We start from the raw sequence: 14,163 nt of genomic DNA, 5'->3' as shown, positions 1-14,163 counted from the left end.
TCCTCGCCGTACGCGCCTGCCGGCCGCCCCACGCCGCTGCCCCGTCCCCGCCGCCCTCGCCGCCCCAGCTGCAGGCAGTCCGCCACACCGTCGCCGCTGCGGGCAGTCGCCATGCCTGCCGCCCTCGCTGCGGGCAGGCGTGCCGCTGGGGCGGCACGGGTGGGCGCTGGGGGTACCTCCCAGGCCGTTCAGGCGCTGGGGGAGGCACCCCGCAACGCCGGGCCGCCTCACCCCGCCCGGCGCCCATACCCACGCCGGGTGACCACGCAACCCCGGGCCGGTGGGCCCACACCCGCCGGGTGGCCGCGGAACCCCGGGGTGGTCACGCCGCTCGCGCCGGTGTCTGGTGGGGGCAGGGGCGCCGCCCGGGCGTCCGGTGGCGCAGGAATCGCGGCAGCGGCACCGTGACGAAGCCCTCCGCCTGCATCGCGGCGAAGCCGATGCGCGGCAGGTCGGCGGAGCGGCGGTAGACGACGAAGCGCGGCTCCCACCGGGGCCGGAACTTCGCGTTGAACTTGTACAGGGACTCGATCTGGAACCAGCGGGAGAGGAACACCAGCAGGCCCCGCCAGGCCCGGAGGACCGGGCCCGCGCCGATCTTCTCGCCGCGCGCGAGCGCCGCCCGGAACATCGCGAAGTTCAGCGACACCCGCGCGATGCCCAGCCTCGGGGCGGCCTGGAGCGCGGCCACGATCAGGAGTTCGTTCATGCCGGGGTCGGCCGCCCGGTCGCGGCGCATGAGGTCCAGGGACGCCCCGTCCGGACCCCACGGCACGAAGTGCAGGATCGCCTTGAGGTCGCCGTACTCGCCGGGCTCGGGGTCCTGCTTGTGCGCGGTCGCTATCAGGCAGTCGCCGTCGGACGGGTCGCCGATGCGGCCCAGGGCCATGGAGAAGCCGCGCTCGGTGTCCGTGCCGCGCCACGCGTCGGCGGCGCGGCGGACGCGGTCCAGTTCGGCCTCGGAGAGGTCAGCCACGCGCCGTACGCGGGTCTCGTAACCGGCACGCTCGATGCGCTTGACCATCTGGCGCACGTTGCGCATCGAACGGCCGGCGAGGGAGAAATCCGCCGCGTCCACCACCGCCTCGTCGCCGAGTTCGAGGGCGTCGAGGCCGGTCTCGCGGGTCCAGACCTCGCCGCCGGTCTCGGAGCAGCCCATGACGGCGGGCGTCCAGGAGTGGGCGCGGGCCTCGTCCATGAAGCGTTCGATGGCGCCGGGCCAGGCCTCGACGTCGCCGATCGGGTCGCCGCTGGCCAGCATCACGCCGGAGACGACGCGGTAGGTGACGGCGGCCTTCCCGCTGGGCGAGAAGACGACGGCCTTGTCGCGGCGCAGCGCGAAGTGGCCGAGCGAGTCGCGGGCGCCGTGCCGGGCGAGCAGGGCGCGCAGGCGGGTCTCGTCGTCCTCGGTGAGGCGGGCCGCCGGGTGTTCGGGGCGGAAGGCCAGGTAGATCGTGGTGATGGCGGTCAGCAGGCCGAGTGCGCCGAGGGAGAAGGCGACCGTCCAGGAGGTGCTGCCCCGGTAGTCGACCGGGCCCTCGACGCCGAGCAGGCCGTACAGGACGTGGGTGAGGCGGTCGGCCAGGCTCGGGTCGCCGAGCATGCGGTGCGGGTGGGCGTTGACGACGAGCAGGCCGAGCAGCACGGAACCCGCGCTCATGAGGACGAAGTTGGCCAGGGCCCGCCAGCGGCTGCGGGGGTCGGGGAGGGCGGCGAACTCGGCGCGGTGGCGCAGGAGGAGGGCCAGCAGGATCACGGAGATCAGTACGCCGAGGAGGGAGTGGCGGTATGTGAACTGTGCGACGGCGCCCAGTGGGAGCAGGGCCACCGCCGCCCGCCAGGCCCGGCGCTTGCGGCGCTTGAGGCCGTGGGCGAGCAGGAGCAGCAGGACGCCCGCGCTGAGGGAGAGGGCGGCGGCGAAGGGGCCGAAGGAGCCGGGCAGGACCTCGGTGATGGCGTGCATCCGGCTGTGCCGGAAGCGCGGGAAGGAGCCGGCCACGATGTCCAGCAGGCCGACGAGCACGCAGGCGCGGCCGACGAGGAGAGGGACGCTCTCCGGTCGGGGGCTGCGCAGCGCGCGGCGCATACGGGTGGGCCTCGTCGGAACCCCGCCCGACATTTCCTCATCTGTCCTGACAGACATCGCACCTGTTTGTTCTGCGAGAGACCGTGGATCCGGGCCCGTTTCGGGCATCCGGCGACATTGCGCCCTCTAGGACGGTGTCTCGGAGGGAGAGGTTCACTCCCTCTGATCACGAAGCCCGACGAACGGACGGACGGGCGCACGGAAAACGCGGGCGGTAGACGAGGCATGGGGCTGACGAGCGACAAGGTGCTGGCTCTGGCGGTGGTGGCCGGGGTGCTGCTGTTCGCCGGGACGGTGTGGCTGTGGCCGCGGCTGGCGCGGCGGAGCGTGCGGGCCGTACTCGCGAGGGTCGGCCTGCTGCTCGCCACCCAGGTGGCGGTCTTCGCGGCGGTGGGGCTGGTCGCCAATCAGTCCTTCGGCTTCTACGGCAGTTGGGCCGACCTGTTCGGGCGGGAGGACGGACAGGGTGTGGTCGTGGACCACTCGGCCGGTGCGGACGGTGGGCCGCTGCAGGTCGTCGGGAAGCGGCGGGTGGCGCCCGCGGGCGGGTCGCGGTCCGAGGTGTCGGGGCGGGTCGAGGAGATACGGGTCGTCGGGCGTACGTCGCGAATCGCGTCGCCGGCGTTCGTGTACCTGCCGCCGGAGTACTTCCAGGCGCGTCACCGCGGCCGTACGTTTCCCGCGGCCGTCGTCCTGACCGGTTACCCGGGTACCGCCGAGGCGTTGGTGGAGAAGCTCCACTACCCGCGTACGGCGCTGGAGCTGGCGAAGGCCGGCCGGATGCGGCCGATGATCCTGGTGATGCTGCGGCCCACGGTGGCGCCGCCGCGCGACACGGAGTGCGTGGACGTGCCGGGCGGGCCGCAGACGGAGACGTTCTTCGCCAAGGACCTGCCCGAGGCGGTGGGCGCCCACTACCGGGTGGACAAGGCCCCCCGGAGCTGGGGTGTCGTCGGCAACTCGACCGGCGGCTACTGCGCCCTGAAGCTCGCCGCGCACCATCCGGACGTGTTCGCCGCCGGGGCCGGGCTGTCCCCGTACTACGACGCGCCGAACGACCCCACCACGGGCGATCTCTTCCAGGGGAACAAAGGGCTCGAGAACCGGGCCAGTCTGTGGTGGTCCTTCAGGAACACGCCCGCACCGGACACCTCACTGCTCGTCACCAGCAGCAGGACCGGCGAGACGAACTACCGGGACACGTTGAAGTTCATCGAGCTGGTGAAGGGCAAGAGGCCGACCCGGATCTCGTCGATCATCCTGGAAAGCGGCGGGCACAACTTCCATACCTGGCGGCGGGAGATTCCCGCGACGCTGCGGTGGCTGGACGAGCGGCTGAGCGCCGGACGTGACTCATAAACGATCTTGAAATGCCGGAGTAATTCTCCCGTCGCCGGGGATGTGGATTACCTGTGCCCTGTGAACACGCCGGAGATGGCCGTGTTTTTACGGGGCGGGGCGCCAAGATTCGCCTACGCGCGGTAAGTTTCTGGCCATGCCACGTGGACGTCACCGCCATTCCCCGCCTCTGCACAGACTGCTTCCTCCGTCGGCGATCGCAGGCGTTTCGGTCGTTTGCGCCGCCGGGCCCTGGTTGTTCAGCGAGACCCTGATCCTGCGCGCACTGGCTGCCGCCGCCGCGGTGACGGCTGTGGTCGGCGCGGTCGTCATGCGGCACTGGGACGCCCAGGCGGGCCGGCAGGTGGCCGACCTCACGCGCGCGCGGGCCAGCGACGAGTGGCGGTTCGAGGAGCGGCTCGCCGAACTGGAGTCCGACCTGGAGGAGTCGCGCGAGCTGCGGCAGAAGCTGGAGCACCGGCTGCGGGCCAAGCGCACCGAGCTGGCGGGGCTGCGCAACGAGCACGCCGCCCTGCTGCGGCGCTACGCCACGGCGGAGACCGAGCGGGCCAGCGCGCTGGAGGGCCGCCGCCTGCTCGAGATAGAGGCCGCGCCGCAGGCACCCGCACTGCCGGCGGCCCGCACCGCCCCGGCCCAGGAGACGTCGGAGACGGTGGCCGAGAAGGCCGAGGAGGCACCGGCCGAGGAGAGGGCGGGCGCAGAGGAGGTCGCCGTCCCCGCGGTCTTCTCGCCCGAGGGCTCCCGGCTGTTCCTGCGCGCGAACGCCGCACTGGCCCGCCTAGCCGACGGCACACCCGTCGGCCCGGACGGTGGCGACCGGGCCGACGCCGCCGACGACTCCCACGACTCCGACGGTGACGGCGGCGGCGAGGGCGCGACGGCGGGCGAAGTGGCGCAGGAGGACGAGGCGCAGGGGCAGTCCGAGGCGGCCGACGGCCACGAGCGCACCGCCGCCTCTCCGACGAGTCCGTCCGACGAGCGGCCCGCGCAGCCCACCGAGTCCACCCGGCCCACCCAGTCCACTCAGCCCACCCGGCGGGCCGACGGGCACTTCACGGTGCCGACCGCGGTGGCCGTGGTACCGGCGGCTCCGGCGCGGCGTCCGGTCGAGGGCGGCTTCGACTTCTTCGGCACCAAGGCTCCCGAGGGGCCGGTGGACACGGCCGAAGGGACGGACACGGCGGCCGCCTCCGACGCCGCCCTGCAGAGCGTCCAGAACGAGGACCTCGCCGACGTGGTCGGCCAAGAGGCGCTCGCCCTGCACAAGGAAGAGGCCGAGGTCTCCTTCAAGCAGGCCGGCGAGGAGTCCCGGGACGTGAGCCAGGTGATCGACCTGACGGCACACGACGAGACCGAGCAGATCGACGTTCAGGGGCTGCGCAGCGCCGTCTCCTGACGGCGCGGGCGGCTGTGGCGCGGAGCCAGTACCCCGCGGGCTCAGGCCATCCAGCGGTCCGGCGGGGCGTCCCGGCGGCCGGTCCGGGAGCGTTCCGCCTGGCTCCGCAACAGCTCCGCGGCCTCGCCGGCGTCGCGCAGCCGTGCGGTCACCGTCTTGTTCGCCCCCGTGTCCACGTGGACGTCGGCCAGCCGCAACGCGCGCCGCCAGGGCCCCTGCATGAGGCGGACGCTCTGGACCTTGGCGTGCGGCACCAGTGCCAGGCTGCGGCGCAGCAGGCCGTGCCGGGCGGCGAAGACGGCGTCGGTGACGGCCAGTCCGTGGCCGCGCCACCACAGCGGGCGGCACCGCGCCGCCCGCCGAGGCGGACGGGACAGTTCCTTGCCCGTCGGCACGGTCACCCCGGGCAGCACCCGCGCGACGACCGACTCCGCGATCTCGCGCGGGGCGACGGGCAGCAGCACCGAGTTCGACGACCCTGCCACGTCCAGCTCCACCCGCACCCAGCGGCGGCGCCGCCACAGCAGCGGCTCCACGATGCGCACGGTCTGCACCCGGCCCGGCGGCACCGTCTCGTGGGCACGGTCCAGCAGGCCGTGGTCGATGCGGAGTCCGTCCGGGGACTCCGCCACCGTCCAGTCGTACTCCCCGACGAACCGGCCCGCGCTGCTCGCGCCCGCGGCGCCCACCAGCGGCAGGGCGGTCGCCAGTACCGTCCACAGGTTGTGGGTGGCCAGCCACAGCAGCGTCGGTACGACGACGGCGGCGAGCAGCGTGCCCCAGGTCGCGCCGGTCAGCAGCAGGGAGACGGCGAGGACGCCGGGCGGCACCCGCAGCAGCTGCCGCGCGGGGGCCTCGCCGACCTCGTGCGCGGTCTCGGGCGCGAAGCCCGCCGCGCGCGCGAGCAGCTCGGCCCGCAGCGCACGGGCCTCGTCGGCGCCCAGGAAGGCCAGCTCGTCCTTCTTGCCGGTGCCTATGACGTCGATCTTGAGCTTGGAGACTCCCGCGACCCGGGCCAGCAGGGGCTGGGTGACGTCGATGGCCTGGACGCGTTCGAGACGGATGTGCGCGGTGCGGCGGAACAGCAGTCCGGTACGGATCCGCAGCTCCGTGTCGGTCACCGCGTAGTGGGTGAACCACCAGGTGAGGAAGCCGTACAGGGCGGCGGCCGGGATCAGTACGGCCAGGCCGATCAGCAGGTGGGTCGTGGTCAGCCGGGTCAGCTGGCGCTGCGCCTGGTCGGGATCGTGCACGGCCCACCCGACGAGCACGGCGACGGGCGCCCACGCCCGCCGCAGCGGCGTGACGGGGTGCAGACGGCGCTCGACGGCACCGTCGTGGGGCGGGGGCGCATGGGGGCCGGTCGCGGAGGAAACGGCGCCCCCGGGTGTGCCGTCCGGGCCGGAACCGGTGGCGGGGCGGCCGGTCCCGGAGGTGCCGGGCGCGGTGCCCGCCGGCTCCGGGGTGCCGGGCGCGGCCCGCTCCGGCTGCCGCGGGGCGCCGTTCGGTGCGTGACCGTCCGGGGTGTGCGTCCGGTCGGCCGGTCCGGTCGCCCCGGGCGCGTGGCCCGTCGCACCGCCGCCGGCCGTTTCCTCCTCGGACCCGGGCCCGCTCACAGTCCCGCCGATCGGGCCTCGCCCAGCTCGGTGAGGCGGTCGCGCAGGCGTTCCGCCTCGGCCGGGTCGAGGCCGGGGATGGTCGCGTCGGTCGCGGCGGCCGCGGTGTGCAGCTGCACGCTGGCCAGGCCGAAGTGCCGCTCGACCGGGCCGGAGGTCACCTCGACCAGCTGCATCCGCCCGTACGGGACGACGGTCTCCTCCCGCCACAGCACGCCCCGGCTGATCAGCAGGTCGTCGGCGCGCTCGGCGTACCGCCAGGAGCGCCAGTTGCGCTCCAGCAGCACCCAGCCCCAGGCCAGCAGCGCCAGCGGCAGGAGCGCCAGGGCGGCCCAGAGGGGCTCCAGGAACAGCGCGGGCAGCAGGCCCGCGGCAACCGTCAGCAGGCCCAGCCACACCACCAGCAACAGCCGCCGCATGCGCAGCAGCCCCGGCGGCAGGCCGGTCCACACCGGCTCGTCACCCGGCGCCGCCGGAGTCGCCCGCCCGGCCGCGTCCGCGGTCCCCGCCGTGCCCGTGTCATCCGGGCTCCCCGTCTCCATGGGGCCAGCGTACGTAGGGGAGACTGGGTTCATGACTCCTACGACGGAGACCACGGTCGGAATCGGCGGCGCCGCGGAGAGCACCGACATGGTGCTCAACATCGGCCCCCAGCACCCGTCGACCCACGGCGTGCTGCGGCTCAAACTGGTTCTGGACGGAGAGCGCATCGCCAGCGCCGAGCCGGTGATCGGCTACATGCACCGCGGCGCGGAGAAGCTGTTCGAGGCCCGTGACTACCGTCAGATCATCATGCTCGCCAACCGACACGACTGGCTGTCGGCGTTCTCCAACGAGCTGGGGGTCGTCCTCGCCGTCGAGCGGATGCTCGGCATGGAGGTCCCCACGCGCGCGGTGTGGACGCGCACGCTGCTCGCCGAGCTGAACCGGGTGCTCAACCACCTGATGTTCCTCGGGTCGTACCCGCTCGAGCTGGGCGGCATCACCCCGGTGTTCTACGCCTTCCGGGAGCGGGAGGTCCTCCAGAACGTGATGGAGGAGGTCTCCGGCGGGCGCATGCACTACATGTTCAACCGCGTCGGCGGCCTCAAGGAGGACCTTCCCGCGGGCTGGTCCACCCGCGCGCGTGCCGCCGTCGCCGCCGTGCGCTCGCGCATGGACGTCTTCGACGACCTGGTGCTCGGCAACGAGATCTTCCGGGGGCGCACGCGGGGCGTCGGCGCCCTTTCCCCGGAGGCCGTGCACGCCTACGGCGTCAGCGGGCCCATCGCCCGCGCCTCCGGCGTCGACTTCGACCTGCGCCGCGACGAGCCCTACCTCGCCTACGGCGACCTCCAGGACACCCTCAGGGTCGTCACCCGCACCGAGGGCGACTGCCTGGCCCGCTTCGAGTGCCTCCTGGAGCAGACGCACAACGCCCTCGACCTCGCCGACGCCTGCCTGGACCGGCTGGCCGAGCTGGCGCCGGGGCCGGTCAACCAGCGGCTCCCGAAGGTGCTGAAGGCGCCCGAGGGCCATACCTACGCCTGGACCGAGAACCCGCTCGGCATCAACGGCTACTACCTGGTCAGCAAGGGCGAGAAGACCCCGTACCGGCTGAAGCTGCGCTCGGCCTCGTACAACAACATCCAGGCGCTGGCGGACCTGCTGCCCGGGACGCTGGTCGCGGACATGGTGGCGATCCTGGGGTCACTGTTCTTCGTGGTCGGCGACATCGACAAGTAGCGCGGCGGCGTCCACCGCGCCCACCGGCTGGAGCAGCCACAGGAAGTCGCCCAGCCCGCCCGGCGCGGTCAGCTCGGCGGCCTGGGAGGCGCTCGCGAGGGCGCGTACGTACGCCGCGGGGTCGGTGGAGGCCAGCGCGAGCGGGGGGCGCGCGCCGGTGACGCCGAGGGCGTGCAGGGCCTCGCGTTGGGGGCGCATGAGCGCATCCAGGGGCGCGTGCCCCGGAGTGCACCTCGCGGTGTGGGCGGCCGCGCACGCGTCCAGCGCCACGTGGGCGGTGATGTCGCACGACCCGTCCGGCACCGGCTCCGTCTCCCGCCCCTGACGGAAGCCCGTGAGCGTCCCGAAGGACGGGCGGGCGGCCGCGGTGTGCGCGTAGTCGGCGGCCACCGCGAGCCCGGCGTCCAGCGTCGCCACGGCGGACGCCCAGGCCTCGTCCCGGGGGAGCCCGATCTCCGCCCGCCGCCCCTCCTCGCCGGCCGGCGGCCACCACCGGGCCAGCCACGCGGCCTCCGCCCCCGCCACCGGCTCCCCGAGCCGCTCGGCGCCGTCGGCGCGGACGAGCACCCGCCGCACCACGCCCGCGGCGTCCACCTCGGCCACCTCCACCGGAACGTTGTCCAGCCACTCGTTGGCGAACAGCAGCCCGGTGACGCCGGCCGGCGGCTCCGCGAGCCACCGGACCCGCCGGTCCAGGCCTTCGGGGCGGGCGGCCACCTCGACGGCGTACGCGCGCGTGCGGGCGGCCACGTCGGCGGGCAGGGCGGCGAGGACCCCGGTGACCAGCTCGCCCCGTCCGGCCGCCATGTCGACGAAGTCCAGCGGGGCGGGGTGCCCCAGGGCCGCGTCGACCCGGCACAGCAGCCGGGCCACGGCGCCCGCGAACAGCGGCGACGCGTGCACGGACGTCCGGAAGTGCCCGACCGGACCCTCGGGCCTCGCCCGGTAGAAACCCTCCGGTCCGTACAGGGCGTCCCGCATGGCCTGCCGCCAGCCCCGCCACTCCTCCTGCGTCTCCGCAGCCCCACTGAGCCCTGTGGTCCCTGGTGTCACAGACCCAGGCTAGGCGCACAGAAGATCGGAGCCTCCACCTTGCGGAGTAGGCGCGGGGGATGCGGATCGGCCCTTCGGTTGACCCCTGCACCTATTCCGCTTCCCTACGCTGGGTTACGTGCAGCGCCTCTACGACTTCCTCCGCCGACACCCGACCGGTGTCGACTCCTTCTGGGCCCTCGTGGTGCTCGGAATCTCCCTGGTCTCCGCGGCGACTCCGGGGACGCGGGTGGACGGGACGGACAGTCCGGCGCTGATCGTCCCCTTCGCGGTGCTGCTCAGCGTCGTGATCGCGCTGCGCCAGCGGAAGCCGGAGCGGATGCTGCTGCTGGCCGTCGCCCTGGGCGTGGGGCAGCTGGCGTTCGACGTCTCGACGATGCCCGCCGACTTCGCCTTCCTGGTGATCATCTACACCGTGGCGGCGACCGGCGCCCGCTGGGCCTCCCGGACCGCGCTGGCCACCGGACTGTGCGCCGCGCCCCTCGCCCAGCTGCGCTGGTCCGACAGCGAGCTGGGCATGGGGACCACCATCGCCGTGACGGTCTTCCAGGCGGTCCCCTTCGCCCTCGCCTGGGTGCTGGGTGACTCCGTCCGCACCCGGCGCGCCTACTTCGCGCAGCTGGAGGAGCGTGCGACCCGCCTGGAGAAGGAGCGCGAGGCGCAGGCCAAGGTCGCGGTCGCCGCCGAACGCGCCCGGATCGCGCGCGAGCTGCACGACGTCGTCGCCCACAACGTCTCCGTGATGGTGGTGCAGGCCGACGGCGCCGCCTACGTCCTGGACGCCGCCCCCGACCAGGCGAAGAAGGCCCTGGAGACCATCTCCTCCACCGGACGGCAGGCGCTCGCGGAGATGCGCCGCCTGCTCGGCGTGCTGCGCACCGGCGAGCACGAGGAGGCCGGGGAGTACGTCCCGCAGCCCGACGTCCAGCAGATCGAGGACCTCGTCGAGCAGTGCCGCAGCTCGGGGCTGCCCGTCGACTTCAAGGTCGAGGGCACCCCCAGGCAGCTGCCCAGCGGCGTGGAGCTGACCGCGTACCGCATCGTGCAGGAGGCGCTGACCAACACCCGCAAGCACGGCGGGGAGAACGCGGGCGCGAGCGTCCGCCTGGTCTACTTCGACGACGGCCTCGGGCTGCTGATCGAGGACGACGGCAAGGGCGCCCCGCACGAGCTGTACGAGGAGGGCGGTTTCGACGGCCAGGGCCACGGCCTGATCGGCATGCGGGAGCGGATCGGCATGGTCGGCGGAACCCTGGACGCCGGGCCGCGCCCGGGCGGAGGATTCCGCATCAGCGCGCTGCTGCCGTTGAAGCCCGCGCACTGACCACCTCGGCCGTACGCGTGTACGGCGTTGACACCTGTAAGGCACGACATCCGCAAGGCGAAGGAAGAAGAGGCCCGATGGCGATCCGCGTGATGCTCGTCGACGACCAGGTGCTGCTGCGCACCGGGTTCCGGATGGTGCTGGCGGCCCAGCCGGACATGGAGGTCGTCGCGGAGGCGGGCGACGGCGTCGAGGCCCTCCAGGTGCTCCGCTCGACCGCCGTGGACGTCGTCCTGATGGACGTCCGCATGCCCAAGCTCGACGGCGTGGAGACCACCAGCCGGATCTGTGGGGACCCGAACGCCCCGAAGGTGCTGATCCTGACCACCTTCGACCTCGACGAGTACGCGTTCTCGGCGCTGAAGGCGGGCGCCTCGGGCTTCATGCTCAAGGACGTGCCGCCCGGCGAGCTGCTCGCCGCGATCCGCTCCGTGCACAGTGGCGACGCGGTGGTCGCCCCCTCCACCACCCGGCGGCTCCTGGACCGGTTCGCGCCGATGCTGCCGGCCACCGGACAGGAGCCCCGGCACAAGGAGCTGCAGCGGCTCACCGAGCGGGAGCGCGAGGTGATGGTGCTGGTGGCGCAGGGCATGTCCAACGGCGAGATCGCGGCGCGGCTCGTGCTGTCGGAGGCGACCGTGAAGACGCACGTGGGCCGCATCCTGACCAAGCTGGGCCTGCGCGACCGCGTGCAGGTGGTGGTACTGGCCTACGAGACCGGCCTGGTGCGGGCCGGCGGCGGACACGGCTGACGGCCTGTGCGGACGGCTTCGCGTCGGTAGGGTCTGCGCATGCTCCTGTGGATCAACGGGCCCTTCGGGGGCGGAAAAACACAGACCGCGTACGAGATACGGCGCCGCCTGCCCGGCAGTGTCGTCTGCGACCCCGAGCACGCCGGCTTCGGCCTGCGCCGCATGCTGCCGCCCGGGCTGCGGGGAGACTTCCAGGAACTGGCGGCCTGGCGGCAGGGCGTCGTGGAGGTGCTGGACCTGGCCCTCACCAAGCACGACGGCGTGGTGATCGCGCCCATGACGGTCACCGACTCCGGGTACTTCGCCGAGACCGTCGGCCGGCTGCGCGAACTGGGCCACGACGTCCACCACTTCACCCTCCTCGCCGAACGCGAGACCGTCCTGCGGCGGCTGCGCGAGCGCGGACTCGGGCACGCCCTGCGGTACGTGTCCGGGAAGGGCGCAGGGCCGCGCGGCGACAGCTGGGCCGTACGGCAACTCGACCACTGTCTGGAGCGGCTGGCCGAGCCGGAGTTCGCCGAGCACCTGTGGACGGACCATACGACCGTCCCGAAGACCGCCGACCGCATCGCCGTCCTCGCGGGACTCACCCTGAAACCCAACCACGAGGGCGCGCTCCGCACCCGGGTGCGGCAGGCGGGGGTCGGGCTCCGGCACATCCGGGTCGACTGACCGGTCGGGCCGCTGCTCCTCGCGACGCCCGTGACGCCGGGGCCGGCGCGACGGGCCGGGGGCCTGGGGGCGTCCTCTGGATCGGGTCGGCTCCGGGCAACGGTGCCGTGTGGCCGACCCGAGTGGGGGCGACGGGGGCCCCTCCCGCGCGAGCGAAGCCGAGCGTGGGGGAGCGTGCGGCTGCGAGGCGGAGGAGGGTGCCGGGGCGGAGCCCTGGCAACCGACGACAACGCCGCTTGGGGCGCCTCCCACGCCCTTCAGGCAGTGGGGGAGCGCGTGCCAGGCCCCGCGACCCCGGCACGATCCGAACGACGCCTCCTACCGCAGGATCCCTTCGAGGAAGTCGCTGCCCAGCCGGGCCACTACGGCGACGTCCAGCTGGTGCAGGACGTACCGGCCGCGCCGGCGGGTGGTGATCAGTCCGGCCTTCTTCAGCACGCCCAGGTGCCGGGATATCTCGGGGGCCGTCATGCCGTGCACCTGGGCCAGCTCGCCCGTGGTGTACGCGCTGCGGGCCAGATACCGGCAGATCCGCATCCGCACGGGGTGGGACAGCGCCGACATCCGCATCGTGAGCTGCTCGACCGAGGGCGGTGCGGCCAGCTCGGGGGAGCCGACCGGATAGTGCAGCACGGGCTGCCAGCCGTGCCGGTGCAGGACCATCAGGTGCGGCCAGCCCAGGCTGGTCGGGACCAGCAGCAGGCCGCCGTCCGCCGTCGCGGAGCGGCCGTCGCCCAGCTTGTCGACGGTGATCCGGGCGGCGCCCTCGTCCAGGGTCACCGCCGGGGACACTGCGGCCAGCGCCTCGGCCAGGCCTTTGCGGCGCAGCAGGTCCGTCTTGTGCCGGGCGTCCGCCGCGAGCTGGTGGCGCACCCGGGACCAGGTCTCGGCGAAGAACGCCTCGTCGCAGTCGCGCGCGAACTGGCGCAGCCAGCCCCGAATCCGCGGCGGGTCGGCCAGCAGCCGCTCACTGAAGCGCAGCTGCTGCGGTCCCCGCGCGGCGGCCAGGTCCAGCGCGCCTCGGCGCACCTCGGGGTCGTCGAGCGCCGAGGCCCCGGCGGTGCTGTACGGCAGCGCGCAGGTGAACTCCAGGGCCGCGTCGACGAACTGCTCGTCGGACAGCTTGTCGAGCAGGTCCAGGTCGTCGGTGAGGGTGGCACCGGGCAGGGTGCTGCGGCCCGGCACCCCGGCGAAGGGCATGAAGAGGTCCGAGAAGGTCGTCCGCCACAGGAAGTCGGCCTCGCACATCCGGTCGGCCAGGTGCGAGTCGAGCCGGGCGGTCACGCCCGTCGCCCAGCCCTGCAGCCCCGGGTGGTGCCCCGGCTCGGAGAGCGCGTGCAGCGCCATGCCCAGCTCGGCCAGTGGGGAGGGCACGACGGCGATCCTCTCCGGCCGCAGCCCCGCGATGTCGATGCGCACGCTCATGTCCCCATGGTGCACGCCGCCACCGACAACGCCGCCGCCGATTGACCGCCGCCGTCAATCGGCGCGACCGCGGGGCGCCGACCGGAGCAGCCTGGGGGCACCGGGGCAGCCGCGGAGCCCGTAAACCCACCCCCACGTCCACCTCTGTGCCTCCTGGAGAAGGCGTCCGCCATGAGCATCACGCAGCAGTACCTCCTCGACACCCACCGCGCCCGGCAGCTCGGCGAGCCCGCGCCGCCCGCGCCCGGCGCACACGACTGGCAGGTCGTGCGCGAGTGGCACGACCGCCGGCAGTTCCGCGCCGTGCTCACCGGCCGCCCCGCGCACGGCCGCCTACGGCGTGCCCTGCGCCGGTGGTGGTCCCTGTGGCCGCGCGCCCTGGGCTGACCCCCGGCGTATGACCGGGCGGCGCGCCGGGCTGTCGGCCTCCAGCCGGACCGACACCGGCGACTGCCGGGCGGTGGGCCCTGCTGTCGGGCCGTGCCTGGGCGACTGCCGCCAAGCCGTCAGCCCTGCTGTCGGGCCGTGACCTGGGCGACTGCCGGGCGGTGGGCCCTGCTGTCGGGCCGTGCCTGGGCGACTGCCGCCAAGCCGTCAGCCCTGCCGTCGGGTCGTGACCTGGGCGGCTGCCGGGCGGTGGGCCCTGCTGTCGGGCCGTGCCTGGGCGACTGCCGGGCGGTGGGCCCTGCTGTCGGGCCGTGCCTGGGCGACTGCCGCCAAGCCGTCAGCCCTGCCGTCGGGTCGTGACCTGGGCG

At 74.0% G+C, this 14,163-nt stretch carries 12 protein-coding genes; 7 read left to right on the top strand and 5 right to left on the bottom strand.

Going from position 1 to position 14,163, the window contains the following annotated elements:
* Positions 1–322 precede the first annotated feature (322 nt).
* Positions 323–2,119, bottom strand: a complete 1,797-nt coding sequence (locus tag AB0P07_RS22225) for a phosphatidylglycerol lysyltransferase domain-containing protein (protein ID WP_365553040.1) — start codon at positions 2,117–2,119, stop codon at positions 323–325.
* A gap of 192 nt (positions 2,120–2,311) precedes the next feature.
* On the opposite strand from AB0P07_RS22225, the gene AB0P07_RS22220 reads away from it, so the two are divergent.
* Together AB0P07_RS22220 and AB0P07_RS22215 are read left to right on the top strand one after the other, a co-directional pair.
* Positions 2,312–3,445, top strand: coding sequence for an alpha/beta hydrolase-fold protein (locus AB0P07_RS22220; protein WP_365553038.1), 1,134 nt, complete (start codon positions 2,312–2,314; stop codon positions 3,443–3,445).
* 136 nt (positions 3,446–3,581) lie between these two features.
* A complete protein-coding gene (locus tag AB0P07_RS22215; protein ID WP_365553036.1) occupies positions 3,582–4,841 on the top strand; it encodes a hypothetical protein in 1,260 nt (419 codons plus the stop codon).
* A 41-nt stretch (positions 4,842–4,882) separates the two neighbouring features.
* On the opposite strand, the gene AB0P07_RS22210 is transcribed toward AB0P07_RS22215, so the two are convergent.
* The gene (locus tag AB0P07_RS22210; RefSeq protein WP_365553359.1) at positions 4,883–6,157 is read right to left on the bottom strand and encodes a PH domain-containing protein; all 1,275 of its coding nucleotides are present in this window, start codon (positions 6,155–6,157) and stop codon (positions 4,883–4,885) included.
* Positions 6,158–6,453: 296 nt separating this feature from the next.
* Positions 6,454–6,999 (bottom strand): PH domain-containing protein, encoded by a 546-nt coding sequence (locus AB0P07_RS22205; RefSeq protein ID WP_365553034.1) that lies wholly within the window; start codon positions 6,997–6,999, stop codon positions 6,454–6,456.
* 31 nt (positions 7,000–7,030) lie between these two features.
* On the opposite strand from AB0P07_RS22205, the gene AB0P07_RS22200 reads away from it, so the two are divergent.
* Positions 7,031–8,182, top strand: a complete 1,152-nt coding sequence (locus AB0P07_RS22200; RefSeq protein ID WP_365553032.1) for an NADH-quinone oxidoreductase subunit D — start codon at positions 7,031–7,033, stop codon at positions 8,180–8,182.
* Here the strand turns inward: AB0P07_RS22200 and AB0P07_RS22195 are convergent.
* On the bottom strand, positions 8,147–9,235 hold the full coding sequence (locus AB0P07_RS22195) for an SAM-dependent methyltransferase (protein WP_365553030.1): 1,089 nt from the start codon (positions 9,233–9,235) through the stop codon (positions 8,147–8,149). The two genes, AB0P07_RS22200 and AB0P07_RS22195, sit on opposite strands and share 36 nt — an antisense overlap.
* Positions 9,236–9,353: 118 nt before the next feature.
* On the opposite strand from AB0P07_RS22195, the gene AB0P07_RS22190 reads away from it, so the two are divergent.
* The 3 genes from AB0P07_RS22190 (at position 9,354) to AB0P07_RS22180 (ending at position 11,983) form a co-directional block, all read left to right on the top strand.
* Positions 9,354–10,559 carry a sensor histidine kinase gene (locus tag AB0P07_RS22190; protein WP_365553029.1) on the top strand — a complete coding sequence of 402 codons (1,206 nt, stop codon included), beginning with the start codon at positions 9,354–9,356 and terminating at the stop codon, positions 10,557–10,559.
* Between the two features lie 77 nt (positions 10,560–10,636).
* Positions 10,637–11,311, top strand: coding sequence for a response regulator transcription factor (locus tag AB0P07_RS22185; RefSeq protein WP_365553028.1), 675 nt, complete (start codon positions 10,637–10,639; stop codon positions 11,309–11,311).
* Between the two features lie 39 nt (positions 11,312–11,350).
* Positions 11,351–11,983 carry an AAA family ATPase gene (locus tag AB0P07_RS22180; RefSeq protein WP_365553026.1) on the top strand — a complete coding sequence of 211 codons (633 nt, stop codon included), beginning with the start codon at positions 11,351–11,353 and terminating at the stop codon, positions 11,981–11,983.
* Positions 11,984–12,301: 318 nt separating this feature from the next.
* Here the strand turns inward: AB0P07_RS22180 and AB0P07_RS22175 are convergent, their stop codons facing one another.
* Positions 12,302–13,408: a DUF5937 family protein gene (locus AB0P07_RS22175; protein WP_365553024.1), complete on the bottom strand. Its 1,107-nt coding sequence runs from the start codon at positions 13,406–13,408 to the stop codon at positions 12,302–12,304.
* 171 nt (positions 13,409–13,579) lie between these two features.
* On the opposite strand from AB0P07_RS22175, the gene AB0P07_RS22170 reads away from it, so the two are divergent.
* On the top strand, positions 13,580–13,795 hold the full coding sequence (locus AB0P07_RS22170; RefSeq protein WP_365553022.1) for a hypothetical protein: 216 nt from the start codon (positions 13,580–13,582) through the stop codon (positions 13,793–13,795).
* Positions 13,796–14,163: the final 368 nt, after the last annotated feature.

Source organism: Streptomyces sp. NPDC085944 (assembly GCF_040686295.1).
In the GTDB taxonomy this organism is placed as follows: domain Bacteria; phylum Actinomycetota; class Actinomycetes; order Streptomycetales; family Streptomycetaceae; genus Streptomyces; species Streptomyces salinarius.
This window is presented reverse-complemented; position numbering and strand designations above follow the sequence as displayed.